Source organism: Peteryoungia wuzhouensis (assembly GCF_003205195.1).
Lineage (GTDB): Bacteria > Pseudomonadota > Alphaproteobacteria > Rhizobiales > Rhizobiaceae > Allorhizobium > Allorhizobium wuzhouense.
The window spans coordinates 454,843-480,659 of record NZ_QJRY01000002.1; the positions used below are offsets into that span (position 1 = coordinate 454,843).

Consider the following 25,817-nt stretch of genomic DNA (forward strand, 5'->3'; position numbering starts at 1 on the left):
AATTATTTCAGAAACCTGGTCGGAAACCGATGTTGAAGCAACATATTGAAACCTGGGTGATCCGCGACATCGGTTTGACGGAATTCGACCATTGGGCACCCGTAATTCGGTTTGGCAATCGGCTCTCCATTCGCGTATCGATCATTGCCTGCATCATGGTGGCGGCCATGCTGGTCTGCTTGTGGTCTCTCAATGTCCTGCGCAATCCATTGTTGCATGACATTACCATTGGTTGCGCAATCACGGTCATCGTCGCCTACAGCCTGACCATGCTTTCCTCGATGTATATGGGTTATGCCGTCATTCACCTTGCCCGGACGCGGCGGGAATTCCAGCAGATGAGCCGCACGGATATGCTGTCGGGCCTCCTCAATCGCCGCGCCTTCATCGAGGATATTTCGCGCGTCGAACATGGTCACCTGCTCATCCTCGATATTGATCGTTTCAAGCAGATCAACGATCGATACGGCCATCTGGCGGGCGACGATGTCATCATCGCGGTGGCGCAGACATTGCGGGAAACCATCAAGGCACCGCATCTGGCAGCCCGCGTCGGCGGCGAGGAATTTGCCGTGCTCTTCTGCGGTCTCGACCATGGCGAAATGATGCAGATTGCCGAGAAGCTGCGCCGCATGGTGGCGGGTCGGCTGATCGACAGCATGCAGCAGACGATCTCCGTGACGGTTTCCGGCGGCATTGCCGACTTTACCCCCACCCGCGACTTCTCGGCGGTCTACGCCGCCGCCGACCGCGCCCTTTACCTCGCCAAGACCTCCGGCCGAAACCGCCTCCATCACGAGCGGGATCTCGGGCGCAGCCCCCAGCAGGAACAGCCGATCTACGGCACCCTCGCCGACCGGGGCGACGCCGCCTTTACTGCGGCTTGACCTAGCCGCCGATCAGCGCCAGCCATTCGTCTTCCGTCATGACGGTAACTCCGACTTCGCGTGCCTTGTCCAGTTTGGAACCCGCTCCGGGACCGGCCACGAGATAATCCGTCTTCTTGGAAACAGATCCGGCAACCTTGGCCCCAAGCGCCTCTGCACGGGCCTTGGCTTCGTCACGCGTGAAGCGCTCAAGCGAACCGGTGAACACAACGGTCTTTCCCGCAACGGGGCTGTCGCTGGCAACAGGCGCTTCGGCATCTTGCGGGCGCACTTCAACCAACAGGCGCTGCACAACCTCCAGATTGCGCGGCTCCTTGAAGAATTCGACGATCGAGGCGGCCACCACTTCACCGATCCCCTCGATCGCATTCAACTCGTTCCAGGCATCGCCGAACTTCGGCGCTGCGAGTTGCATCGCCTCGGCAAAGGCCGGGTACGAGCCATAGGAGCGCGCCAAAAGCTTGGCCGTCGTCTCGCCGACATGGCGGATACCAAGCGCGAAAATGAAGCGGTTGAGCGCAATCTCACGCCGCGCGTCGATGGCGTCGAACAGCTTGCGCACGCTGACCCGACCGAAGCCTTCAATATTCTCCAGCTTGGTCAGAGATCGCTCCTGGCGCTCCTTAAGCGTGAAAATGTCAGGCGCTGTTCGGATCATCAGGGCAGGATCGTCACTCTCGAAGAAGAAGTCGACCTGCTTCGTCCCGAGCCCCTCGATATCGAAGGCATTGCGCGAGACGAAATGTTTGATGTGTTCGACCGCCTGCGCCCGGCAGACGAAGCCGCCAGTACAACGCGTGACGGAATCGAGCTTGCCGGTTTTCTCGTTCTTCTCCCTGACGGCATGACTGCCACAGACCGGGCACTGTGTCGGAAACACATACTTCGCCGCCCCCTCGGGCCGCTTCTCCATCACCACATCCAGCACCTGCGGAATGACGTCGCCGGCGCGCTGCACGATCACCGTGTCGCCGATGCGGATGTCATGGCCGTCCTCGCGGATCCGCTGGCCGGCATTGCCGATGCCTTCGATATAGTCGGCATTGTGCAGCGTCGCGTTGGTCACGACCACCCCACCGACGGTCACCGGTGTCAGGCGTGCGACCGGCGTCAACGCCCCCGTGCGTCCGACCTGGATGTCGATGGCTTCGACGGTCGTAAAGGCCTGTTCGGCTGGAAACTTGTGTGCGGTCGCCCAGCGCGGCGAGCGCGAACGGAAACCGAGCCGGGCCTGCAGGTCGAGCCGATCCACCTTGTAGACGACACCATCGATGTCGTAGTCGAGATCGGCGCGCTGCAGGCCGATGTCATGGTAATGTGTAAGGATCTCCTCGACCGAACCCAGACGCCGCGTCAGCGGATTGACCGGGAAACCCCAACGGCGAAAAACGTCGGTCATGCCCGACTGGGTCTCGGCCGGCATGACGCTCATCTCGCCCCAGGCATAGGCGAAGAAGCGCAGCTTCCGGTTGGCCGTGACCTTCGGGTCGAGCTGGCGCAGTGACCCCGACGCCGTGTTGCGCGGGTTCACATAGGTCTGCTTGCCCTCCGCCTCCATCTGCGCGTTGAGCGCCAGGAAGTCGGACTTCGCCATATAGACTTCACCGCGCACCTCGACCACGTCGGGCGCGTCAGCCGGCAGTTCGACAGGGATTTCCTTGATCGTCAGGATGTTGGCGGTGACGTTTTCACCCGTCGTGCCGTCGCCGCGGGTCGCGGCCGTCACCAGCTTGCGGTTCTCGTAGCGCAGCGACATCGAGAGGCCGTCGATCTTCGGTTCGGCGGTAAAGGCGATGGAACCGTCAGGCATCTGACCGAGGAAGCGGTAGACCGAGCCGACGAAATCCTGCACGTCCTCGTCGGAAAAGGCATTGTCGAGCGACAGCATTGGCCGGGCATGCACGACCTGGGCGAAGATGCCGGCGGGGGCAGCCCCCACACGCTGCGACGGACTGTCGGTGCGCACCAATTGCGGGAACTGTGCCTCGATCGCGTCGTTGCGCCGCTTCAGGGCGTCGTAGTCGGCATCGGTGATCTCCGGCTGGTCCTTGCCGTGATACAGCGCGTCGTGATGGGCGATCTCGGCGGAAAGCCGTTGCAGCTCGGCCTTGGCCTGGTCTTCCGTCAGGTCTTCGACTGCGATTGCGCCAATGCCCAAATCCGTGCTCATGCCGTCCTCCGAATGCGTGTTTCGTCGGTCTTAATCGAATTTTGCGGAATGAAAAGCGGCGTGACGCGCGCCGGCCGTCAATCCCCCAGCCTGTTCGGATCCACCCGCGCCGTCAGAGGCAGATGATCCGATGCCACCCGCGCAAGCGGCGTGTCATGCACAGTGACGTCGGTGATCAACCCTGTCCTGTTCGCCATGATCCGATCCAGCGACAGAACCGGCAGCCGGGCCGGAAAGCTTGGGATCGGCGGTGGCAGCGGCCCGAAGACCGGCTCAAGCTTGGTCAGGGCAGAACCCGGCCCCAGCCGCCATTCGTTGAAGTCGCCCATCAGAAGCGTCGGCCGCTCCTGGCGAGACTGCAGCATGTCGAGGATCACATCGGCCTGCTGTCGCCTTGCCCATCGCATCAGGCCGAGATGGGCGGCAATGACGCGCAGACTGGAGCGCCCTTCCCGTCCCTGCAATTCGATCTCCGCCACCAGCGCCCCGCGCGGCTCAAGACCCGGCAGCGACACCTGATGCACATCCTCGACAATCCCCTCGCGAAACAACAGGACATTGCCACACCAGCCATGCGATTTCGTGCCGCCCATCACAGGCACCGGCAGAAGCCCCGTCTCCAGCCGCAGCCGGTTGAGATCCAGAAGGCCGGATCGCTCGCCAAAACGCTGGTCGGCCTCCTGCAGCGCAATGACGTCGGGGCCGATCTCCCTGATGACATCGATGATCCGACCGGGATCGAAGCGTCCGTCGGTCCCCACGCATTTGTGCACATTGTAGGAGGCAACCGTCATCACACCATTGCCACCCTCGACCGCACTCGCACCGTCCGGTCGCTGACGGCGGTTGCGGAAGGAGGTCATCATCGTGCGCGCCAGGCTCGGTCTGCTCGTCTTCATGGGACCCCTTCGGTTGTGCGTCGACAGACGCAAAGGCTGAAACGTCAGATGCCGCCGGCCGGCGACACCTGTCAGAGATAGGGCGATCCGAGCCAGAATAAACGGTCGGTGAATCGCAGCCAGAAAGGACGTGCCTTCAGCACATCAGTCGTCAATTCCGTGGCCGTCTGCAGAGTGAGATTGATCCGCTGGCCGATCCGGTCCGCGAGATCAGGATCATAGACCTCGAGATCGATCTCGAAATTGAGCCTGAGCGAGCGCGAATCGAGATTGGAGGAGCCGATGAAGCACCACTGCTCGTCGACGACCAACAGCTTCGAATGGTCGAACGGCCCGTCCGCCATGTAGATCCGGCAGCCCTCCCGCAGAACCTGATCAAACTGCGCGATCATGGCACGCGCGACAATCGCGAGATTGTTCTTCGCAGGGATGACGATCTCCACCTGCACGCCGCGTCGAGCGGCCGTATTGAGTGCAGCGAGAAAGGTGTTGTCCGGCAGGAAATACGGCGAGACAATCCGGATTGTCCGCTCGGCGACGGAAAAGGCGCCCATCAGCAGCCGGTGATTGGTCTCAAGATGCGCATCGGGACCGGAGACGACCGCGCGCACGGCCGTTCCCTCGCCCAGCGTTGCGCCTTCCAGCCGAATGCTCCAGTCCGGTGACAGAAGCACTTCATTGGTCTCGAAATGCCAGTCCTCGGCCGCCACCGCCAGGATATCGGCGACGACAGGCCCGGTAACTCGAAAATGCGTGTCCCGCGCCGCCTCCGGACCGGTAAAGCCCGCGCGAATGTTCATGCCGCCGACAAAGGCAACGGCACCGTCCACGACGAGGATCTTGCGATGGGTGCGCAGGTTTGCATAAGGCAGGCGCAGGCCCATGATGACCTGACCGTTGAAACTCGCAACCGGAACGCCGCCATCTTCCAGATAGCCGATGATGCTCGGCACACTGTAACGGGCGCCGACGGCATCGACGAGCACGCGCACGCTCACCCCGCGGCGATGGGCGGCAATCAGGCAATCCGCCACGCGCAGACCCACCGCATCACGGTCGAAGATATAGGTCTCGAGGATGACGCTGCAGACAGCACCGTCAATCGCCGCGCACATGGCGTCGAACGTCTCCTCACCGGTGGCCAGAAGCGTGATGCTGTTGCCGGAAGACAAAGGATGCCGCGTCACGCGGTCGCCGAGAAGCTTCATCTGTCCGAATCGCGGCCCGAACTCGGCGATCACCTGTTCCCGGCTGATGGCGAATTGCGAGAGGCTCCGCCAGATCTCGTCGAGCGCCAGCGCACGTCTCGAGATGAGCGACTTGCGCCGGATACGGTTGATGCCGACCACGGCATAGATCAGTGCCCCGACCAGCGGTGAAAGAATGATCACGCCGACCCAGCCGAGAGCGGACCGGACCTCGCGCTTGGTCATCGCCGCATGGATGGCTGCGGCCGTGCCGAACACGACGGACAGCACGGCGAGAGTCTCGGCCCAGTAGGTCTCGATCACGGCAAACATGATGGTCCAGCGAAACAGTTTCCAGGAAACAATGCAACGAAACGCGGTGCGATCGGTTCGATCACGCCTCGCCTGCGAGAAGCTTGGCAGCTGCGGCGCGGGCTTCCTCGGTGACCGAAGCGCCAGCCAGCATGCGCGCGATCTCCTCGCGCCGATGTTCCGGCTCCATGACGGCAACCCGGGTGGCGATCTTGTCGCCCTGATCGCCAGCAGGCCCCTTGGAGATGAGGAAATGGGTCGAGGCCCGCGCCGCCACCTGCGGTGCATGCGTGACAGAAAGCACCTGCACCCGATCCGACAGCCGCTTCAGCCGCTGGCCGATGGCATCGGCCACCGCACCACCCACGCCCGTGTCGATCTCATCGAAAACCAGGGTCGGTGCAGAGCCGCGATCGGCAAGCGCCACCTTGAGCGCCAGAAGGAAACGCGACAGCTCACCGCCAGACGCCACCTTCATGATTGGCCCCGGTCGCGTGCCCGGATTGGTCTGCACGTGGAATTCGACAGTGTCGATGCCCTCGGAAGAGGCAGTCTCGGCATCCGTGGACACTTCGACCATGAAACGCGCGCGCTCCAGCTTCAGCGCCGGCAGTTCTTGCATCACCGCATCGGCAAGCGCCGATGCCGCATGGCGGCGCTTGTCGGAAAGCTGCAGAGCGAGATGATCGAAATGCGCCCGCGTCTCGCGGACGGCGGCTTCGAGTTGTCCGAGGCGCTCCTCGCCGGCGTCGAGATCGGCCAGATCGGTCACCATCTTTTCGGCAAGTGCCGGAAGGTCGGCAACAGCCACGGCATATTTGCGGCCCGCAGCACGAAGGGCAAACAACCGTTCTTCGACCCGCTCCAGTTCGCGGGGATCGAACTCGGTCCGCCTCAGCGCGGCCTCCACCTCCATCTGCGCCGAAGACAGCGTGTCCAGGGCGGAGCCTAGGAGCTGCACGGTCTCTTCCAGCAGACCGGGTGCCTCATGGCTCTTGCGCTCCAGCCTGCGCATCAGCGAGGCGATATGGGGCACTGGCGAGGCATTGCCGTTCAAGAAGTCGGAGGCTTCCGAAATGTCGCCGGTGATTCGCTCGGATTTCTGCATGCGCGAACGACGTTCGGCGAGTTCATCCTCTTCGCCGTCCTGCGGCGAGAGCGCCTCCAGTTCCTCGACCGAAGCGCGCAGATAATCGGCCTCGCGCGCTGCAGCCTCCACCTTGGCTTTGTGGGTCTTGAAGCTGCGCTCGGCATCGCGCCACCGGCGATAACTCTCACCCAGCGTCACCACCTCGTCAGTGAGACCCGCAAAGGCGTCGAGCAGCATGCGGTGGGCGTCGATATCGGTCAGTGCCCGGTCGTCGTGCTGGCCGTGGATTTCAACCAGCAGCTGGCCGACCTGCCGCATCAATTGCACGCTGACCGGCTGGTCGTTGATATAGGCGCGTGTGCGGCCATCGGCCGACTGGACGCGCCGGAAGATCAGGTCGCCATCGTCATCGACACCATTGCCCTTGAGCAGTGCGCGAGCCGCGTGACTTCCTGAAACGTCGAAGACCGCCGTGACCTGGCCCTTGTCCTCGCCATGACGGACGAGCGACCCATCACCCCGGCCACCAAGGGCCAGGGACAAGCTGTCGAGCAGAATGGATTTGCCGGCACCCGTTTCGCCGGTCAGCACGGAGAGGCCGGTTTCGAAAGCAAGATCCAGCCGTTCGATCAGGACGATATCACGGATCGACAGCTGGACCAGCATGGGCTCAGGATCTCACTTGCGAACGAAGGGGCCTCAGGAGCCGGTCAGCAGCTGCTTGCCGGCGCGTGCGATCCAGGAACCGGCGTTTTCACGCGGCTCGAGGCCACCCTTCTGCAGCAGCTGGTAGGAATCGGCATACCACTGGCTGTCGGGGTAGTTGTGACCCAGTACGGCAGCAGCCGTCTGCGCTTCCTGCACCACGCCCATGGCATAGTAGGCCTCGACCAGACGTGCCAGCGCCTCTTCGATCTGGTTGGTATTCGGATAACGCTCGACGACCACGCGGAAGCGCTGGATCGACGCGAGATATTCCTTGCGCTCCAGATAGTAGCGGCCGACCTGCATTTCCTTGCCGGCGAGCTGGTCGCGGGCGAATCGGATCTTGGCCTGAGCATCGTCGACATATTCGGAGTTCGGGAACTCGTCGACAACGCGCTGCATCGCCTCGATCGTCTTGACCGAATTCTTCTGATCCTGCGTCACGCTGGAAATCTGCTTCCAGTAGGACAGGCCGACGAGATACTGCGCGTAAGCGGCATCTTCCGACTTCGGATAGAGGTTCATGTAGCGGTTACCGGTCGCAATCGCGTCGGCATAGCGGCCGAGGCGATACTTGGTGAAGGTGCTCATCACCAGAGACTTGCGCGACCATTCCGAGAACGGATGCTGGGCGTCGACCGCATCGAACTTGCGCGCAGCTTCGCTCATGTTGCCCGCCTTGATATTGGCGAGGCCCTGATTGTAGAGCACCTCCGGCGGATCGGTTTCTGCCGCAAGCTTGGTGATGTCGATATCCGGGTCCGACTGGCAGCTGGCGAGAACGCCTGCAACCGACATCAAGACGCAGAGGCCTGCAACACGCACGGCTTTCTTCACAACGACCGACCCTACATGACTCATTCGAAAGATCCCGATTGCAGCGCCGCCCATGAGCCGTCGCTTTCAGATGGCGTTTCTAGCCGCAAAAGCAGCATTAGGGCAACGCAGTGATGATGATTTAACGCATTTTTGTGGCGCGCGCTGGAGAAAGTCGCGATCGCGCCAGACTTGGACGACCGTTGCACCGCAGAAACGACAACGCCGGCTCCCAGAGAAAGCCGGCGCGGACAAGGTCGCAACTGCATGGACGTGTCGATCACGCAGTCCAGGGCGCAAATTCCGGAACCTGGACCGGCACGAATTCACGCGCCCGGACCTTGAGGTTGCGGCTCGGAGCCTCGACCACTTCGTAAGCCGTCGGATCGCTCAGCAGCGCCTTCAGCGCATTGGCATTGAGCTTGTGACCACCGCGATAGGAGCGATAGCAACCGATGAACTGGGCACCGGCCAGCGCAAGATCACCGACGGCGTCCAGCGTCTTGTGACGGACGAATTCGTCCCTCTCGTAACGCAGGCCTTCGACATTGATAACGGTGTCGTCGTCCGAGATGACGACGGAATTCTCCAGCGACGAGCCAAGTGCGAAGCCGGCGGCCCAGAGACGTTCGACATCGCGCATGAAACCGAAGGTGCGGGCACGCGACAGCTGCGTCTTGAAGGTCTCGGCATTGAGTTCACCCGCCCAGCTCTGGCGGCCGATCAGCTTGCTGTCAAAATCGATCTCGACCTCGAATCGGGTCCCATCATACGGACGGAATTCAGCCCAGGACGATCCGGCCTCGATGCGAACCGGCTTGGTCACCCGGATATAGCGGCGCTTGACGCCGAGATTGGTGATCCCAACCTGCTCGATGGCGTCGATGAACACTTCCGAGCTGCCGTCCATGATCGGCATCTCCGCACCGTCCACCTCGATCACGAGATTGTCGAGGCCGAGCGCGTAGATGGCTGCCATGACGTGTTCGATGGTGGCGATGGAACGGGCGGGATTGGTGCCGAGAACGGTGCAAAGGTCGGTATTGCCGACATGGGCCGACACCGCGCGATATTCGCTGGTGCTACCGTCATCATGCTGCCGGACGAAGGTGATGCCGCTGCCGGCTTCTGCCGGGAGGAACGTGATCGTCACGTCGCGGCCCGAATGAACCCCGATCCCTGTCAGCGAAAGCGGCGCTGCGATCGTGGTCTGAAATCCGAGCAAGGCAATTGCCATTCCTGTTGTCCTGATCTGCGAGGCGCCGGAGCCGAAGCCCTCACATGCGCCGAAGTTTACCTGAGGAGAACCTAAAACATGGCCCTGTTTCGATTTCATACATACGAGTGTCCGGCGTCATTACCAAATCACTGTTTCTTTCGCTGTGTAACGAAGTCAACCAACTGAAATTCGTCAAGAATTCCGCTCAGGAAAAGCCGCCCGAAAACGACAGAACCCGGGCTGCGAGCCCGGGTCCGGAAGCATGCAATTGAGGCGAGCCTCAGTTGGTCTGGCGGCGCAGGAAGGCCGGGATTTCCAGCTGGTCGTCTTCGCTCGTGGCGCGAGCCGGCGTTGCGCGACCGAGGTCGTCCAACTGGCCGCGACGCGGTGCGTAGAGGCTGGCCTCGGCGGAGAGCGGGCGGCGCTGCTGCGACGATGCGGTCGGAGCAGAACCCGTCATGTCGCCCATCGAAGGCTCTTCCTCGTGCTGGCGGCCGAGCGAATTGGTGATTCGCTTCAGCAGGCCCATCGGACCACGATCATCCTGGGCAGCAGGTGCGGCAGCATGGGCGCGGTGATCGATTTCAGCACGCAGCACCGGCGGGAAGTCTTCCACCTTGGGCATGCGGACCGGTTCGGCCATGCGGGGCTCCGCAACAACAGGCGCCGGCGCGACAGGCGCCTGCATGACGGGTGCCGGCTGCTGCATCACCGGAGCCGGCTGGCTCATGACGGGGGCCGGCGCAACCGGCTGCATCATCTGCGGGGCCGGAGCGGCTTCCTGTGCCGGAGCGGCGAACAGCTTGCTGGCCGGGCGGAATTCCGGCTGGGAAGCGGGCTGCGGCTGCTGGTTCATGACCGGCTGGCGGGCAACAGCGATTTCGAGTTCACGTTCCATCTCGGCTTCAGCGGAACGAATGGTGTCTGCGACCGGATCCATGGTCGGCTTGGGGGCCTGCGCCATTGCAGGCTGATATGCGGCCGGTGCCGGAGCAACGGCCGCGGAGGGACGCATAGCAGGCTTTGTCAGCGGTGCGGCCTCGAAGCCCTTGGAAGCCAGAGCCGCGCGGTCGATGCCGGTCGCAACGACCGACACGCGGATGATGCCTTCGAGCGCTTCGTCGAAGGTCGCACCGAGGATGATGTTGGCGTCCGGATCGACTTCCTCGCGGATACGGGTCGCGGCTTCGTCAACTTCGAACAGGGTCAGGTCACGGCCACCGGTGATCGAGATCAGCAGGCCCTGGGCGCCCTTCATCGAGGTTTCGTCGAGCAGCGGATTGGCAATCGCGGCTTCGGCGGCCTGCATGGCGCGGCCTTCACCCGATGCTTCGCCGGTGCCCATCATCGCACGACCCATTTCGCGCATGACGGAACGGACGTCAGCGAAATCGAGGTTGATGAGGCCTTCCTTGACCATCAGGTCGGTGATGCAGGCAACGCCCGAATAGAGCACCTGGTCTGCCATGGCGAAGGCGTCGGCAAAGGTGGTGCGATCGTTGGCGATGCGGAACAGGTTCTGGTTCGGGATGACGATCAGGGTATCGACGGACTTCTGCAGTTCCTCGATGCCGGATTCGGCAAGCCGCATGCGACGCTGGCCTTCGAAGTGGAACGGCTTGGTGACGACGCCGACGGTCAGGATGCCCTTGTTGCGGGCGGCCTGGGCGACGACCGGGGCGGCACCAGTGCCGGTACCACCACCCATGCCGGCGGTGACGAAGCACATGTGGGTCCCGTTCAGGTGATCGATGATTTCATCGATGCATTCTTCGGCAGCAGCGCGGCCGACTTCCGGCTGCGAACCGGCGCCGAGGCCCTCAGTGACATTCACGCCGAGCTGGATGATGCGCTCGGCCTTGGTCATGGTCAGCGCCTGGGCATCGGTGTTGGCGACGACGAAATCGACGCCCTGCAAGCCAGCGGTGATCATGTTGTTGACGGCATTGCCGCCACCGCCACCGACACCGAACACGGTGATGCGTGGCTTCAGCTCAGTGATGTCTGGCTTCTGCAACTTGATGGTCATGGTACCCGTTCCTTCTTTTTCCGGCCGCATCGCCAAGCCGGCCATGTCATTTCAACAGATTTCCCTTGGCCGAACCTTGCGGTCGGTGGGCAAGCTCAAAAACTCTCTTTCAGCCATTGCCCCATACGGGCGATCCGGCTGCTTCCATTGCCGAAGGGCGAGAACAACCCACCCTGCCCGGCATGTGTTTCCTGGTCCGCCATCTGCGGATAGATCGTCAGCCCGACTGCGGTCGAGAAGGCTGGGCCCTTGGCAGCGGCGGGAAGACCCGACACGCCCATCGGACGACCGATACGCACGTTCCTGGCGAGAATGCGGCGCGCTGCTTCCGGCATACCGGTCAGCTGGCACGCACCACCCGTCAGAACGACCCGCTTGCCGACAACCGGCGAGAAGCCCGATTTCTGGATCCGGTCGCGCAGCAGTTCGAGGGTTTCCTCGATACGCGCGCTGATGATCCGGGTCAGCAGAGCCCGCGGCACCTGCGTCGGCTGATCGCGGTCATCCTCGCCGATCGGCGGGACGGACACGACTTCACGATCATCGGCGCCGTTGGCGACAGCCGAACCGTGAACGACTTTCAGGCGTTCTGCATCCTCGATACGGGTCGAAAGCCCGCGCGCCAGATCGGTCGTCACATGGTGACCGCCGATCCCGATGGCGTCCGTATGGATCAACTTGCCTTCTGCGAAGACCGAGATGGTGGTCATGCCACCACCCATGTCGATCGCCGCGCAACCGAGCTCAACTTCATCATCGACCAGGGCAGCGAGGCCGCTGGCATAAGGCGTGGCAACCACGCCCTCGACGGTCAGGTGAGCCCTGTTAATGCAGAGTTCCAGGTTGCGGAGCGCTGCACGTTCGGCTGTGACCACATGCATGTCGACGCCGAGGACGTCGCCATACATTCCCAGTGGATCACGGATTCCCCGTTCGCCGTCAAGCGAAAAGCCAGTCGGCAGCGAATGCAGCACGGCGCGGTCATTGCCCTGCGACTTCTGCCCAGCGGCGATCAACACCTTGCGCAGATCACCAGACTCGACTTCCTGACCACCGAGATCGATCGTTGCCGTATAGACGTCCGAGCCGATGCGACCGGCCGAAACATTGACGATCAGGCTCTCGACGGTGAGACCCGCCATGCGCTCCGCCGCATCGACGGCAAGGCGCACGACATTCTCAACCGCATCGAGATCGGCAATGACGCCAGACTTGATACCGTAAGAGCGCTGATGGCCGAGCCCGATCACCTCGACGTTATGGGTCCGGCCCGGCAGAACCGAGGTTTCACGACGCGGCGTCAACCGTGCGATCATGCACACGACCTTGGTCGTACCGATATCGAGGACCGAGACTACATGAGCACGCTTAGAAGACAGCGGCTTGGTGCGCGGCAGACCGAAGGAGGAGCCACCAAAGATACTCATATCTTCTGCTCCAGCTTCTTGAGTTCCTTGGTACGAGCATCGACGACGACCTGGCGACGCTCCTGCGCTTCCGGTGTCAGGCGCACAGCGACACGATCGGGAAGACGCATATCGATGGCGGCGATATCGCGCGACAGGACCTGCTGCTCCTGGTCAAAACGGGTCAGAAGGGCGAGCGCCTCGGCGATGTGATCTTCCGGCAGCTTGACGATGATGCCGTTGTCCAGATGAACATCCCAGCGACGTCCGGCAACCCGGACAAAAGCCTTCACCCGAGAGGCGATCGCGGGCCACTTGGAAAATTCCTCTTCGACGGCGGCCGCCGCCGTTTCGGCATCGCGGCCGACGAAAAGCGGAAGCGAGGCAAACTTGTTGTCGCGCAGCGGTGCGATCACGCTACCCGAGCGCTCAATAATGGACAGGTCCGAACCATGCTGCCAGATCGCGTAGGCCTGACGCTCCTTCAGCATCACCTCGACCGTACCCGGATAGACCTTGCGAACCTCAACCGATTCGACCCACGGAAGATCGGAAAGCGCCTTGCGGGCACCTGCGATATCAAGCTCAAGCAAGCTGGAAGCGCCATCGAGCCCGAGAAGCTGAAGAATATCAATTTCGGACGTGTGCTGATTGCCGGAAACACGGACATCCTCGATGGAGAAACCCGCCGTCGACGTGAGGGACTGCATCACCTCAGACCCATGGCCGCCAACGATGACGCCGTGAAGCGCCACAACCGAGTAGAAACCGGCGAGAGAAATCTTGCCGAGATGGCGCGGCAAAGGGATACGGCCAGAACAGAGACTGGCGACGGAACGCACCATACGGCGAAGCGGACGCGGCAGAACCACCCCCTCACCCGCGCCGGTCGGCATGGCGGAATATCCGCCCGCGCCCTCAGCCACCCTGTTGCCACTCATCGAGAACACGATGCGTCCTCCACCATCCAACTTACAAACTCACCAAAGGCGATACCCTCATGGGCAGCCATTTCCGGCACAAGCGAGGTCGGGGTCATGCCAGGCTGGTTGTTAAGCTCCAACCAGATCAGATCACCATCCTCCGAGAAACGGTCGTCGTAGCGAAAGTCTGACCGACTCACTCCACGACACCCGATCGCCCGATGCGCCTCAGCCGCCAATGATTGTATTTTTTGGTAAATTTTCGGTGAAATTTGCGCAGGAAGTATGTGCTGCGAGCCCCCCGCGACATACTTCGAGTCATAGTCGTAAAAGCCGTGACCAAGCGGCACCACCTCGATCACGCCGAGCGGCCTACCATCCATCACTCCGCATGTCAGCTCACGGCCGGCGACATAACGCTCGACCATCACGAGATCGCCATAGCGCCACTCGCTGGAGGTCAGGATCTGCGGCGGATGAGCCATGTCTTCGCGCACGATGACGACACCGAAGCTGGAGCCTTCGCGGACCGGCTTGACGACATAGGGCGGAGCCATCGGATGCGTGTTGCCGATGTCGAAACGGTTCATGACGACGGCTTCGGCAACAGGGATGCCAGCCTGGGCAGCGACAATCTTTGCCTGCCGCTTGTCCATCGCCAGCGCCGAAGCAAGTACGCCGGAATGCGTGTAAGGGATCTCAAGATATTCAAGCACACCCTGAATGGTGCCATCCTCACCAAATGGACCATGCAAGGCATTGAAGGCGACGTCGGGCTTCAGCGCCTCCAGCACGCGACTGATGTCACGACCAACATCCACTCGCGTCACCGTGTAGCCCTGACCTTCGAGTGCAGCCGCGCAGGCGGTCCCGGACGACAAGCTGACCGGGCGCTCCGATGAAATTCCACCCATCAAAACCGCGACATGCTTGCCACTCATAAAACGCCTCGCAAATAATCACTCGACCGACCCACAGCCCCTCTGGCTGCTCCGATCTCTTCCATGTCAGTTGAACAACATTAAGGTTAATGAAGCGTTTACTTTCGTTAACTTTGATGGACGCGGGAGATGGCCACCCGCGCAGACAGCGGTTGATAAAACAGGCATAACCCGTTGAAATAAAGAAAAATTGGAACGTTAAGAAGTCAGGCCAAGCGGCGCGTCTCGTTCGCAATGACCGGCAGCAATTCGGCGGTGGTCGCGCCAAGCGCTGCATCCTGAAGGGCATTGGCATGCACGATTCGGTTCCGGCCAGCAGCCTTTGCCAGATAAAGCGCACGGTCGACATGCGAGAAGATCTCGCTGAACCCGAGCTCCGCAAGCCCTTCGGCGATGCCACCGGAAACAGTGACCGAGAACGGATTTGCCGGGCCCGTAAACACTGTCGCCTCGACGGCCTCACGCATCGATTCTGCCACAGCGAGCGCTTCAGCGCCTGTCGTCCCAGGCAGCAGCACGGCGAACTCCTCGCCTCCGAGGCGGGAAACCTGGGCGATGGGCGGCGCAACCGTCGTCAACACCTGCGCCACCTTGGCGATGACATCGTCACCGGCTTTGTGGCCCAACCCGTCATTGATGGACTTGAACCGATCGATATCGAAGAGAACCAGACAGGTCCGGCCTCGCACGCGCTCGAACTCCTCCAGGAAGGCACGGCGATTCATCAGTCCGGACAGCATGTCTGTGCGGCTGAGCATTTCGAAACGCTGGTTGGAAAGTCCGAGATCATAGATGGCCAGGCCAACCACGCTATAGGCAATCACGGCAACGACGAAGGATACGGGCGGCGTGAGAACGGTCGCGATAACAAGCGCCGGCCAGAGATCATAGGGCAGGAGATTGAAGGCAACGAGAACGAAATGCGAGAGGATGTTGAGGACATAGGCGAAGACAGCAATCTTTGCGGCCATCACCACGGCCTTGGCGAGGACCGCCCGGCGTGACGAAAACTCACCCAGCGTCAGCTGCCGTATAATCCACGCATGTACACTCGCAGCCATCACAGCCCCCATTTCGCGAGAGAGCGTAATGGCTCCGAGTTAAGATTTCACGCAGACGCCGGTTGCAAGGCGCTCAGATTCACGCCGTCACGGCGCCCATGAATGGCTTGACCTCGCGGCCCGGCATGAAGATGCCCAGACGCTTGATTTCCCATTCCAGCTTCACCCCGGAATGCTCAAGCACGCGCTGACGCACGGTCTCGCCGAGATATTCGAGATCGTAGCCAGTCGCATGGCCGGCATTGATCATGAAGTTGCAATGCAGCGACGACATTTGGGCGCCGCCGATCATCAGACCACGGCAACCGGCCTCGTCAATGAGTTCCCAGGCAGAATGCCCCTCGGGGTTCTTGAAGGTCGATCCGCCGGTCTTCTCCTTCACCGGCTGCACGGTCTCGCGGTGATGGCGCACCGCATCCATGTCCGCACGAATCTTGGCCCGGTCCTCGGGATAACCTTCGAAAGTTGCATGCGTGAAGATCAGATCGCCGGAGGCTTCAGAATGTCGATAGCTGTAGCCCATGTCGGCATTTGACAGGACATGCACGTTGCCCTTGCGATCCACGGCTTCGACTTCGATCAGCCGTCCGGCCGTGTCGCCGCCATTGGCACCCGCATTCATGCGCACCGCACCGCCGATCGAGCCTGGAATGCCGTAGTAGAAATGGAAGCCACCGATGCTGTTGTCCATGGCCATGGCGGCGATATGCTTGTCCGGGCAGATGGCACCAGCGCGGATGCGGTTTTCACCGGCAAGCTCGACCTGACCAAAGCCCTTGGCAGACAGGCGCACCACAACACCCGGAATGCCACCGTCGCGAACCAGCAGGTTCGAGCCGACGCCGATCACGGTCAAAGGCACGTGCTCTGGCAACAGCTTCAGGAAGGTGATGAGGTCCTGGCTGTCATGCGGCTGGAACATCAGCTCGGCAAGACCGCCCGCCTGGAACCACGTGACGCGGTCCATCGGCGCATCCGGCGTCAGCCGTCCCTTGAGTTCATTGACGCCTGGGCCGAGCGAGGCCAGCAGCTTTTCCCCATCCACCTGTTTCATTCAAGACTTTCCCGAAATTGCATCAAGTTCCGCCGGCAGGGCAGCCGCCCATTGCGTAATGTTGCCAGCGCCTAAGAGGACCACGAAATCACCCGGTTGCGCAATGCCCGCGACGAGAGAAGCGAGTTGCTCCGGCGCGGCCAAGTAGCGCGCGTCGCGATGGCCGCTGGATTTGATCCGCGACACGAGCGCTTCCGAATCGACTCCCTCGATCGGATCCTCACCTGCGGCATAGACCGGCGACAGGAAGATGGTGTCTGCATCGTTGAAGCAATTGGCAAAGTCGTCAAACAGGCTGGCGAGGCGCGAATAGCGGTGCGGCTGGTGTACGGCGATGATCCGGCCCTTGCAGGATTCCCGCGCGGCCTTCAGCACTGCCTTGATCTCGACGGGATGGTGTCCGTAGTCGTCGAAGACCTGGACACCGTTTGCCGTTCCGGTCAGCGTGAAGCGACGCTTGACGCCGCCGAAGCCAGCGAGACCCTTGCGGATCGCCTCTTCGGAGATGTCGAGACGATTGGCCACGGCGATGGCCGCGCACGCATTGGAGATATTGTGCCGGCCGGGCATCGGCAGGACGAGATCCTTGAAGCTGAACACGCGGCCGGTACGACGACGGCGGATCTCGACGTCGAAGATCGAGCGCGTACCATCGAGACGGACATTCGAGAAGCGCACATCGGCCTGCGGGTTTTCGCCATAGGTGATGACCTTGCGGTCCTCGATCCGGCCAACCAGCGCCTGCACTTCCGGATGATCGAGGCACATCACGCCGAAGCCGTAGAACGGTACGTTCTCGACAAACTGGCGGAAGGCTGCCCGCGCATTGTCGAAGGTGCCGTAGTGATCGAGATGTTCCGGATCGATGTTCGTGACGATGGCGACATCCGCAGGGAGCTTGAGGAAGGTGCCGTCCGATTCGTCGGCCTCGACCACCATCCACTCGCCCTCGCCCATCCGGGCATTAGTGCCATAGGCATTGATGATCCCGCCATTGATGACGGTCGGATCGAGCGCGCCGGCATCCAGAAGGGCAGCAACCATCGAAGTCGTCGTCGTCTTGCCATGCGTCCCGCCGACGGCGATCGCATTGCGGAAGCGCATCAGTTCGGCCAGCATCTCGGCACGCCGCACGATCGGCAGAAGCTTTTCGCGCGCAGCGATCAGTTCCGGATTGCTCTTCTTGATCGCTGTCGAAACGACGACCACTTCGGCCTCGCCGAGGTTTTCCGCCGTATGGCCGACAAAAACCTCAATGCCCTTGGCGCGCAACCGCTGGACATTGGCACTCTCCGACTGGTCAGATCCCTGAACCTTGTGTCCGAGATTGTGCAGGACCTCCGCGATCCCGCTCATCCCGATCCCGCCGATCCCGATGAAGTGGACCAGACCGATGGTTTTCGGCATTTTCATTGTATGGCTCCGTTCCGCTGGGCAATGCCCTTGCCGGCGGCAATAGACTCTACGAGGTCTGCGAGCAAGCCGGCCGCATCAGGCTTGCCCGTGCTTTTCGCGGCAGCAGCCGTCAAGGCGAGCGATTCGGGGTTCTCCATCGCTTGGCTCAACAAGGCGGCAATCCGCTCGCGCGAAAGCTCCGCCTGAGCGATGACCTGGGCACCGCCCTTGGCCGCCAGTGCCGCCGCATTGGCCGACTGGTCGTGGTCGAGCGCATGCGGATAAGGCACGAGAATGCTCGGACGTCCGATCACCGCGAGTTCCGAAACCGTCGAGGCGCCAGAGCGGCAGATCACCAGATGCGCAGCCGCCAGCCGTTCCGCCATGTCGGTGAAAAAGGGAGCGACGTCGGCCGGCACGCCGAGGCTCGCATAGGCATCTTTCACCTTCGCAGCGTCTTCAGGCCGCGCCTGCTGCGTCACGACCATCCGAGCCCGCAAGTCGGCAGGCAGTGTCGCCACGGCCGGTGCGATGGCCTCCGAGAAAAATTGGGCGCCCTGACTTCCGCCAAAGACCACCAGCCGGAAAGACTGCCCTTCGCCCGAAGGCACATAGGGAACGCTTGAAGCGGCAATCACGGCAGGACGCACCGGATTGCCGGTCAACCGCATCTTGGACCGATAGGTGCCACCCGGCGCCAGAAAACCACCGGCGATCGCGTCGACACGGGAGGCGAGCAGCCGGTTGGCGCGCCCCATCACGGCATTCTGCTCATGCACGGCTGTCGGCACGCCGAGACTGGTGGCTGCAAAAACTGGTGGCACGGTCGGATAACCGCCGAAGCCGATCACCGCCTTCGGCTTTAACCGGGTGATCAAAGCCTTCGCCTCGCGGTAACCGCGCCACAACGTCAGCAAAGCCTTGGCCATGGCAACCGGATTGCGCGACCCGATCGTCGCCGAAGACACGGTGTGGATCTCATCGGCCGGGAAGGTACCAGCGAAACGCTCGGCACGCTTGTCGGTGACGAGATGCACACTGTAGCCGCGCCGCTTCAACTCGTGACCCAGCGCTTCTGCCGGAAAGAGATGGCCACCGGTCCCACCGGCGGCCAGAAGAACGATACCCTTGGACATGTTTTACTCCGCCGGAACGCCGGCCACCGAGCGGAACAGGCTCCGCTCCTGGGCCCGTTTTTCCGGCCGTCGTCGCGTCAACGCGAGAATGAAGCCGGCGGTCACGCAGATCGCCGTCATCGAAGAGCCACCATAGGAAATCAGCGGCAGCGTCATGCCCTTGGCCGGTAGCAATTCGAGATTGACACCGATATTGATCATCGACTGGATGCCGAGCAACAGAACGAGACCTGCGACCGCCAGGCGATTGAAGTCGTTGCGCTCGCGATAGGCATGGCTCAAGCCGCGCAGCACCAGAAAGCCGAAAATGGCGACCAGCACCATGCAGAAGACGATACCGAACTCTTCGGCTGCGACCGAGAAAATGAAGTCGGTGTGGCTGTCCGGGATGATCCGCTTGACGATGCCCTCGCCCGGCCCCTGGCCAAACCAGTCACCACGGATGATCGCCTCACGCGCCGTGTCCACCTGGAAGGTGTCGCCCTCCCCGGTCAGGAACCGGTCCACGCGCCCCGCAACGTGCGGAAGGGTGACATAGGCACCAAAGAAGCCGGTGGCACCCAGCGCGCCGAGCACCACGATCCAGAGCCATGGCATTCCCGCCATGAAGAACATGGCGCTCCAGACGCTGCCGATCAGGATCGTCTGGCCGAGGTCGGGCTGGGCAATCAGGAGGGCTGCCGTCATGCCGAAAAGCAGGATGGCAAAGAGATTGCCCGGAATTTCCGGCTGCCGCGCATGTTCGGCAAACAGCCAGGCGCAGATGACCACGAAAGCCGGCTTCATGAATTCGGACGGCTGGATCGACATGCCGAGCAATGACAGCCAGCGACGTCCGCCCTTGACCTCGACGCCGACGAACAGCACCAGCACCATCATGATCAGCGCCGTCGCAAGCAGCACCATGGCGGTCCGGCGGACCTGGCGCGGCGAGAGAAAGGAAAGCCCGATCATCACGGTAAGAGCCGGCAGCATGAAAAATGCGTGGCGTTTGACGAAGTGGAAACTGTCGAGACCGAGGCGCTCTGCGACGGCCGGAGAGGCGGCGAAGGACAGCATCAGGCCGATGCCCATCAGTAGGACAAAGGTGATCAGAAACAGGCGATCGATCGTCCAGAACCAGTCCGCCAGCGGACCTCTCTCTACGCGGCTCACCATGTCATTTGCCTCCTTGTGGCACGTCGATCAGCATGGAGATCCCGTCCAGCCCGGCGACCAGACGGACGAAGCTGTCGCCGCGTACCTCGAAATTCTTGAACTGGTCGAAGCTTGCGCAGGCAGGCGAGAGCATGACGGCAGAGGGATCGCTATCGCGCGCCGCATCGGCCGCCGCATGGGCAACCGCACGATCGAGCGTGTCGGATATCTCGAAGGCCACCTGTTCTCCCAGCGTTGCGGCAAAGGCCGAGGCGGCTTCGCCGATCAGATAAGCCTTGACGATACGTGGGAAGAGTGGAGCGAGGCTTGCGATCCCGCCCTCTTTCGGCAGTCCGCCGGCGATCCAGTAGATCCGGTCATAGCTGGACAAAGCGGGCGCGGCGGCCTCGGCATTGGTCGCCTTGCTGTCGTTGACGAAGACGACCTGGTGGCGGCGGCCAACCGGCTGCATCCGATGCTTGAGACCGGGGAAACTCTTCAAGCCCGCCTGGATCTCCTCGACGTCCACGCCCACGGCAAGGCAGGCGGCGATCGCCGCTGCCGCGTTCTGGGCATTGTGACTGCCGCGCAGCGTCTGGATGCCGTCGAGATCGACAAGCGCCGAAACCGCGCCCTGCTCCGCCCGAAGAATCCGAGAGCCCTCGGCATAGAGCCCATCCGCCAGCGGCTGTCGTTTCGAGATGCGGATGACCTTGTGGCCAGAGCGTTCGATCCGGTCGCCGATCAGCTCGCAAAAACTATCGTCGACGCCGACGATCGCGGTCCCCGCCCCTGCCACCAGCCGTTCCTTGACATCGGCATAATGCTGCATCGTCCCGTGCCGATCGAGGTGATCGGGAGTCAGGTTGAGCAGGATGCCGGCCGTCGGATTGAGGGTCGGTGCGAGATCGATCTGATAGGACGAGCACTCGACGACGAAATATCGCTCGGACTTGGGCGGATCGAGCGTCAGCACCGCCCGGCCGATATTGCCGCCGAGCTGCGTATCACGGCCGCTCGCCTGAAGAATGTGGGCGATCAGCGCCGTCGTCGTCGATTTGCCATTGGTGCCGGTGATCGCGATGAACGCGCAGTCGGGCGCATGCCGACGCCGCTCGCGCACGAAAATCTCGACATCGCCGATGATCTCGACGCCAGCCGACTTGGCAAGTGCCACAGTCCAGTGCGGCTTCGGATGAGTGAGCGGCACACCGGGCGACAGCACAAAGGAGGCGATGGACGACCAGTCGATCCCATGCAGATTGATCGTGGCGATCCCCTCGGCGGCGGCACGCGCGACACTGTCTGGATTGTCGTCCCAGGCAAAAACCTCTGCACCCCCGGCCTGCAGCGATTTCGCCGTTGCGAGCCCGGAGCCTCCGAGCCCGAAGAGCGCGACCCGTTTGCCCTTGAAACTGCTCGCCGCGATCATGACGCCCTCACCGCAGCTTGAGGGTCGAGAGGCCGAGCATGCCTAGGCCAACCGCGATGATCCAGAAGCGGATGACCACCTGGCTTTCGGTCCAGCCGAGCTTTTCGAAATGGTGGTGAATCGGTGCCATCAGGAAGACGCGCTTGCCCGTCAGCTTGAAATAACCGACCTGGATGATGACCGACAGCGTCTCCATCACGAACAGGCCGCCGATGATCGCCATGACGATCTCATGTTTGGTCGCGACAGCAACGGAGCCGATCAGACCGCCAAGCGCGAGCGACCCGGTGTCACCCATGAAGATGGCCGCCGGCGGCGCGTTGAACCACAGGAAGCCGAGGCCGGCGCCGATGACGGCGCCGAGCAGCACGGCAAGTTCGCCGGTACCCGGCACGAAATGGATCTGCAGGTAATTGGCAAAAACCGCGTTACCCGCCAGATAGGCGATAACGCCGAAAGAGGCGGCAGCAATCATCACAGGCACGATGGCAAGCCCATCAAGGCCGTCGGTGAGGTTGACAGCATTGCCCGCAGCGACAATCACGAAGCCGCCGAACAGCACGAAAAACAGGCCGAGATCGAGCAGATAGTCCTTGACGAAGGGAAAGGCGACCGAGGAGCCGAAAGTCGAACCCTGCGGTGCCGAATGCAGAGCGGAACTCATCATGAAATAGACGGCGATGCCGGCGATCAGGAACTCGATCCCGAGGCGGGCCTTGCCGGAAAAGCCCTTGTCGGTCTGCTTCGTCACCTTGAGATAATCGTCATAGAAGCCGATGGCGCCGAAGCCGAGCGTCACCAGAAGGGTCGCGACCACATAGATGTTGGAAAGGTCCGCCCAGAGCAGCGACGACACGACGATGCCGGCGAGGATCATCAAGCCGCCCATGGTCGGCGTGCCAGCCTTCTTGAAATGCGTCTGCGGCCCGTCGGCGCGGATCGGCTGTCCCTTGCCCTGGCGCACACGGAGCGACGAGATCATCATCGGTCCGAACAGGAACACCACCGCCGCCGAGGTGAAGAGAGCTGCCCCCGTCCGAAAGGTGATGTACCGGAACAGGTTGAAAAACTGAAAGTGGTTCGCCAGTTCCACAAGCCAAATCAGCATGGGAGCCCTTTCCAAAAGCCCGAATTAAGAGTGGCGCTCCGTGTCGGGGAATGCCGGATACTTGTCAAGCAGAGCCGCAACAATCTTGCCGAAGCCGATGCCGAGTGAGGATTTGACCATGACCACGTCGCCGGGGCGGACTTCTGCGGTGACGAAATTCGCCAGTTCCGCCGTCGTTTCGAGATAGACGACCGAGACCGATTCCGGCAGGGCATCGCGCAGGGCAACCATTTCCGGGCCGGCAAGCCAGACATGCTCGACGCCGGCTGCGAGCAACGGACCGGCAAGCTCGGCATGCACGGAGGGCGAAAACTCGCCCATCTCCAGCATGTCGCCAAGCACGGCGATCCGCCGGCCGTCATACTGCGGCTGCGATGAGGCGAGCACCGAGATCGCTGCTCGCATCGATGCCGGATTGGCGTTGTAGCTTTCGTCAATCAGCGTCAGCGACGCGCCGCCGATGGATAGCTTGTGCCGTGCACCCCGGCCCTTCACCGCCGACAGATGTGCGAACGCCTCGATCGCAGCATCCACATCGGCGCCGACGAGCGACACGGCCGCCAAGACCGCCATGGCATTCTCGGCCAGATGCCGCCCCGGTGCACCGATCGTCACTTCCCGGGTCTCGCCGTGGAACGAAACCCAAAGCGTCGAGAGTTCGGCCGCGCCATCGAATTCCGCCAGCCGGTATTCGGCCTTGGCGTGCTGGCCAAAGCTATGCACGTTTTCGATCCCGGCGGTCTGAGCCGCCTGTTCCAGTCGCTCGAAATAGGGATTGTCGCGGTTGAGGATCACGTCACCGCCATTGACCACGCCTTCGAAGATCTCAGCCTTTGCATCGGCGATTTCGTCAACGCTTGTGAAATTGCCGAGATGGGCCGGCGCAATCGTGGTGATGATCGCAACATCAGGCCGCACCATCCGCGACAGCGGACCGATTTCGCCGGGGTGGTTCATGCCGATCTCGAACACGCCGTAGCGCGTATCCATTGGCATGCGGGCGAGCGTCAGCGGCACGCCCCAGTGATTGTTGAAGGAGGCGACGGCGGCATGGACATTGCCGGAAGGCTCAAGCGCCAGACGCAGCATTTCCTTCGTCGTCGTCTTGCCGACAGAGCCCGTGACAGCGATGACCGTCGCAGCCGTCCTGTCCCGTGCGGCGACCCCGAGTTTCTGCAGACCAACGAGCACGTCCTCGACCACAATCATCGGAACGGTCAGGCGCCCGAGTGCCGGAAGCTTCGCCTCGCTGACGATGAGCAGTGAGGCCCCGTTGGCAATGGCGAGACTGGCGTAGTCGTGGCCGTCGACCCGGTCCCCCTTGATCGCAAAGAAGGCTTCACCGGGCGTGATGCTCCGGCTGTCGATGGATATCCCGGTCACACCGTCGGGTAACTGGCCGAAAGGCCGGCCACCCATGGCGACCACCATGTCGCGCGAGGTCCAGAGCAGGGTCAACGGTCGAACTCCTCCAAGGCATGTCGAACTTCGGCATGATCCGAGAAGGGCAGCGTGGTTCCTCCAACCGTCTGCCCTTCTTCATGTCCCTTGCCGGCTACGATCAGCGTATCGCCGGCCGAAAGCATCGCAACCGCAGCCCGGATCGCCTGGGCCCGGTCACCGATCTCGATTCCTTTCGGAGTGGCCGCCATGATTTCCGAACGGATGGTCGCCGGCACTTCGGAACGTGGATTGTCGTCGGTGACGATGGTGATATCGGCGAGCCGCGAGGCAATCTCACCCATGATCGGCCGCTTGCCCTTGTCGCGGTCGCCACCGCAACCGAACACGACAATGACACGTCCCGTGGTGAAGGGACGGACCGAAGTCAGCACATTCTCCAGCGCATCCGGCTTGTGCGCATAATCGACATAAGCAAGCGCGCCTGCCTTGGTCTGCCCGATCAATTCGAGGCGGCCAGACGCGCCAACGAGCGTCTCCAGCGCCTTCAGCGCGACAGCCACGGGCACGCCCGTGGAGATGGCAAGTCCTGCCGAGACCAGCGCATTGGCAATCTGGAAATCACCGGCCAGCGGAATGTGCACTTCGAAGATCTGCTCGCCGTGATGCACCTCGGCCACCTGCTTGTGGCGGAAGTGTTCCACCCGCTTCAGGCTGAGGAAGGTTCCCTTGCGACCGACCGTGCGCACATCATGGCCGGAAGCCGTTGCCACCCGGATCGCCTCGTCGGACCACGGGTCATCGGCATAGATGACAGCGGGCGAGCCCTTGGGCAGAAGCGTATCGAAAAGCCGCATCTTGGCGGCCATGTAGTCCTCGACCGTCGGATGATAATCCATGTGGTCGCGGCCGAGATTGGTGAAGCCGGCGGCCGACAACACCACGCCGTCGAGGCGGCTCTGGTCGAGGCCGTGGCTCGAGGCTTCCATCGCGGCATGCGTCACGCCCTCGTCGGCCAGTTCACCGAGCAACGTGTGCAGCGCCAGCGGATCGGGAGTCGTCAGCGAGCCGTAATCGCTGCGGCTCGGCGAAATCACGCCTGTGGTGCCGATCTGCGCGGCCGCATGGCCGGCAAAGGCCCAGATCTGGCGAGTGAAGGATGCCACAGAGGTTTTGCCTGCCGTGCCCGTGACGGCAACCATCGTCTTCGGCTGGCGCCCGACAAGGCGGGCAGCGGCAAGCGCCAGGAAGCGGCGTGGATTGTCGACCACGACCACAGGAAGGGAAGCCTCAACCGGATGGGAGGCGACAACGGCGACAGCGCCCTTGGAGACAGCGTCGGCCACATAGGTGCCGCCATCGGCCTTCGAGCCTGAAAGCGCGAAGAAAACCGTACCCGGCTCGACCTTGCGGCTGTCCGCAGACAGTCCTGCCACCTCAACGCCAGCGGCACCAGCCGCCGATACCTGGTTCTTGTAATCCTCGCCGGCCAATGTGCCCAAAAGCATG

The 25,817-nt window shown here is 62.2% G+C and carries 20 protein-coding genes; 1 reads left to right on the plus strand and 19 read right to left on the minus strand.

What is annotated here, in order from left to right:
• Positions 1–32 precede the first annotated feature (32 nt).
• On the plus strand, positions 33–887 hold the full coding sequence (locus DMY87_RS08070) for a GGDEF domain-containing protein (RefSeq protein WP_165826176.1): 855 nt from the start codon (positions 33–35) through the stop codon (positions 885–887).
• A gap of 1 nt (position 888) precedes the next feature.
• On the opposite strand, the gene ligA is transcribed toward DMY87_RS08070, so the two are convergent.
• The 19 genes from ligA to DMY87_RS08165 form a co-directional block, all read right to left on the minus strand.
• The gene (ligA, locus tag DMY87_RS08075) at positions 889–3,057 is read right to left on the minus strand and encodes an NAD-dependent DNA ligase LigA (protein ID WP_110790772.1); all 2,169 of its coding nucleotides are present in this window, start codon (positions 3,055–3,057) and stop codon (positions 889–891) included.
• A gap of 77 nt (positions 3,058–3,134) precedes the next feature.
• Positions 3,135–3,956 (minus strand): endonuclease/exonuclease/phosphatase family protein, encoded by an 822-nt coding sequence (locus DMY87_RS08080; protein WP_110790773.1) that lies wholly within the window; start codon positions 3,954–3,956, stop codon positions 3,135–3,137.
• 71 nt (positions 3,957–4,027) lie between these two features.
• On the minus strand, positions 4,028–5,476 hold the full coding sequence (gene cls / locus DMY87_RS08085; protein ID WP_110790774.1) for a cardiolipin synthase: 1,449 nt from the start codon (positions 5,474–5,476) through the stop codon (positions 4,028–4,030).
• 61 nt (positions 5,477–5,537) lie between these two features.
• Complete coding sequence (gene recN, locus DMY87_RS08090) at positions 5,538–7,211, minus strand: DNA repair protein RecN (RefSeq protein ID WP_110790775.1); 1,674 nt, start codon at positions 7,209–7,211, stop codon at positions 5,538–5,540.
• Positions 7,212–7,244: 33 nt separating this feature from the next.
• Positions 7,245–8,048: an outer membrane protein assembly factor BamD gene (locus DMY87_RS08095; protein ID WP_425353488.1), complete on the minus strand. Its 804-nt coding sequence runs from the start codon at positions 8,046–8,048 to the stop codon at positions 7,245–7,247.
• A gap of 298 nt (positions 8,049–8,346) precedes the next feature.
• Complete coding sequence (lpxC, locus tag DMY87_RS08100) at positions 8,347–9,303, minus strand: UDP-3-O-acyl-N-acetylglucosamine deacetylase (protein ID WP_110790776.1); 957 nt, start codon at positions 9,301–9,303, stop codon at positions 8,347–8,349.
• A 262-nt stretch (positions 9,304–9,565) separates the two neighbouring features.
• Complete coding sequence (gene ftsZ, locus DMY87_RS08105) at positions 9,566–11,314, minus strand: cell division protein FtsZ (protein ID WP_110791014.1); 1,749 nt, start codon at positions 11,312–11,314, stop codon at positions 9,566–9,568.
• 95 nt (positions 11,315–11,409) lie between these two features.
• Entirely contained in the window at positions 11,410–12,741 is a 1,332-nt protein-coding gene (gene ftsA / locus DMY87_RS08110) for a cell division protein FtsA (protein WP_062278992.1), read from the minus strand.
• Positions 12,738–13,670 carry a cell division protein FtsQ/DivIB gene (locus DMY87_RS08115; protein ID WP_425353478.1) on the minus strand — a complete coding sequence of 311 codons (933 nt, stop codon included), beginning with the start codon at positions 13,668–13,670 and terminating at the stop codon, positions 12,738–12,740. Before DMY87_RS08115 ends, ftsA begins: the two co-directional genes overlap by 4 nt.
• Positions 13,658–14,584, minus strand: coding sequence for a D-alanine--D-alanine ligase (locus DMY87_RS08120; RefSeq protein ID WP_110790778.1), 927 nt, complete (start codon positions 14,582–14,584; stop codon positions 13,658–13,660). Before DMY87_RS08120 ends, DMY87_RS08115 begins: the two co-directional genes overlap by 13 nt.
• Before the next feature lie 206 nt (positions 14,585–14,790).
• Positions 14,791–15,645 (minus strand): GGDEF domain-containing protein, encoded by an 855-nt coding sequence (locus DMY87_RS08125; protein WP_110790779.1) that lies wholly within the window; start codon positions 15,643–15,645, stop codon positions 14,791–14,793.
• 79 nt (positions 15,646–15,724) lie between these two features.
• Entirely contained in the window at positions 15,725–16,699 is a 975-nt protein-coding gene (gene murB, locus DMY87_RS08130) for a UDP-N-acetylmuramate dehydrogenase (protein ID WP_110790780.1), read from the minus strand.
• Complete coding sequence (murC, locus tag DMY87_RS08135; RefSeq protein ID WP_110790781.1) at positions 16,700–18,112, minus strand: UDP-N-acetylmuramate--L-alanine ligase; 1,413 nt, start codon at positions 18,110–18,112, stop codon at positions 16,700–16,702.
• Entirely contained in the window at positions 18,109–19,230 is a 1,122-nt protein-coding gene (murG, locus tag DMY87_RS08140; protein ID WP_110790782.1) for an undecaprenyldiphospho-muramoylpentapeptide beta-N-acetylglucosaminyltransferase, read from the minus strand. The genes murC and murG overlap by 4 nt, the downstream gene beginning before the upstream one ends.
• A gap of 3 nt (positions 19,231–19,233) precedes the next feature.
• Positions 19,234–20,388, minus strand: a complete 1,155-nt coding sequence (ftsW, locus tag DMY87_RS08145; RefSeq protein WP_110790783.1) for a putative lipid II flippase FtsW — start codon at positions 20,386–20,388, stop codon at positions 19,234–19,236.
• 1 nt (position 20,389) lies between these two features.
• Entirely contained in the window at positions 20,390–21,799 is a 1,410-nt protein-coding gene (gene murD, locus DMY87_RS08150) for a UDP-N-acetylmuramoyl-L-alanine--D-glutamate ligase (RefSeq protein WP_110790784.1), read from the minus strand.
• 7 nt (positions 21,800–21,806) lie between these two features.
• A complete protein-coding gene (mraY, locus tag DMY87_RS08155; protein WP_062279012.1) occupies positions 21,807–22,907 on the minus strand; it encodes a phospho-N-acetylmuramoyl-pentapeptide-transferase in 1,101 nt (366 codons plus the stop codon).
• 24 nt (positions 22,908–22,931) lie between these two features.
• Positions 22,932–24,365, minus strand: coding sequence for a UDP-N-acetylmuramoylalanyl-D-glutamyl-2,6-diaminopimelate--D-alanyl-D-alanine ligase (locus DMY87_RS08160; RefSeq protein WP_110790785.1), 1,434 nt, complete (start codon positions 24,363–24,365; stop codon positions 22,932–22,934).
• A complete protein-coding gene (locus DMY87_RS08165) occupies positions 24,362–25,816 on the minus strand; it encodes a UDP-N-acetylmuramoyl-L-alanyl-D-glutamate--2,6-diaminopimelate ligase (RefSeq protein WP_110790786.1) in 1,455 nt (484 codons plus the stop codon). Before DMY87_RS08165 ends, DMY87_RS08160 begins: the two co-directional genes overlap by 4 nt.
• Position 25,817 lies beyond the last annotated feature (1 nt).

What these genes read in the sequence shown, in the direction of transcription:
- murC (WP_110790781.1), bottom strand. Translation starts at nt 18,112, where the DNA reads ATGAAAATGCCGAAAACCATCGGTCTGGTCCACTTCATCGGGATCGGC.
- ligA (WP_110790772.1), bottom strand. Translation starts at nt 3,057, where the DNA reads ATGAGCACGGATTTGGGCATTGGCGCAATCGCAGTCGAAGACCTGACG.
- murD (WP_110790784.1), bottom strand. Translation starts at nt 21,799, where the DNA reads ATGATCGCGGCGAGCAGTTTCAAGGGCAAACGGGTCGCGCTCTTCGGG.
- murG (WP_110790782.1), bottom strand. Translation starts at nt 19,230, where the DNA reads ATGTCCAAGGGTATCGTTCTTCTGGCCGCCGGTGGGACCGGTGGCCAT.
- cls (WP_110790774.1), bottom strand. Translation starts at nt 5,476, where the DNA reads ATGTTTGCCGTGATCGAGACCTACTGGGCCGAGACTCTCGCCGTGCTG.
- ftsW (WP_110790783.1), bottom strand. Translation starts at nt 20,388, where the DNA reads ATGGTGAGCCGCGTAGAGAGAGGTCCGCTGGCGGACTGGTTCTGGACG.
- DMY87_RS08080 (WP_110790773.1), bottom strand. Translation starts at nt 3,956, where the DNA reads ATGAAGACGAGCAGACCGAGCCTGGCGCGCACGATGATGACCTCCTTC.
- lpxC (WP_110790776.1), bottom strand. Translation starts at nt 9,303, where the DNA reads ATGGCAATTGCCTTGCTCGGATTTCAGACCACGATCGCAGCGCCGCTT.
- murB (WP_110790780.1), bottom strand. Translation starts at nt 16,699, where the DNA reads ATGAAACAGGTGGATGGGGAAAAGCTGCTGGCCTCGCTCGGCCCAGGC.
- DMY87_RS08165 (WP_110790786.1), bottom strand. Translation starts at nt 25,816, where the DNA reads ATGCTTTTGGGCACATTGGCCGGCGAGGATTACAAGAACCAGGTATCG.
- DMY87_RS08125 (WP_110790779.1), bottom strand. Translation starts at nt 15,645, where the DNA reads ATGGCTGCGAGTGTACATGCGTGGATTATACGGCAGCTGACGCTGGGT.
- ftsZ (WP_110791014.1), bottom strand. Translation starts at nt 11,314, where the DNA reads ATGACCATCAAGTTGCAGAAGCCAGACATCACTGAGCTGAAGCCACGC.
- recN (WP_110790775.1), bottom strand. Translation starts at nt 7,211, where the DNA reads ATGCTGGTCCAGCTGTCGATCCGTGATATCGTCCTGATCGAACGGCTG.
- DMY87_RS08120 (WP_110790778.1), bottom strand. Translation starts at nt 14,584, where the DNA reads ATGAGTGGCAAGCATGTCGCGGTTTTGATGGGTGGAATTTCATCGGAG.
- DMY87_RS08095 (WP_425353488.1), bottom strand. Translation starts at nt 8,048, where the DNA reads ATGTCGGTTGCAGGCGTTCTCGCCAGCTGCCAGTCGGACCCGGATATC.
- mraY (WP_062279012.1), bottom strand. Translation starts at nt 22,907, where the DNA reads ATGCTGATTTGGCTTGTGGAACTGGCGAACCACTTTCAGTTTTTCAAC.
- ftsA (WP_062278992.1), bottom strand. Translation starts at nt 12,741, where the DNA reads ATGAGTATCTTTGGTGGCTCCTCCTTCGGTCTGCCGCGCACCAAGCCG.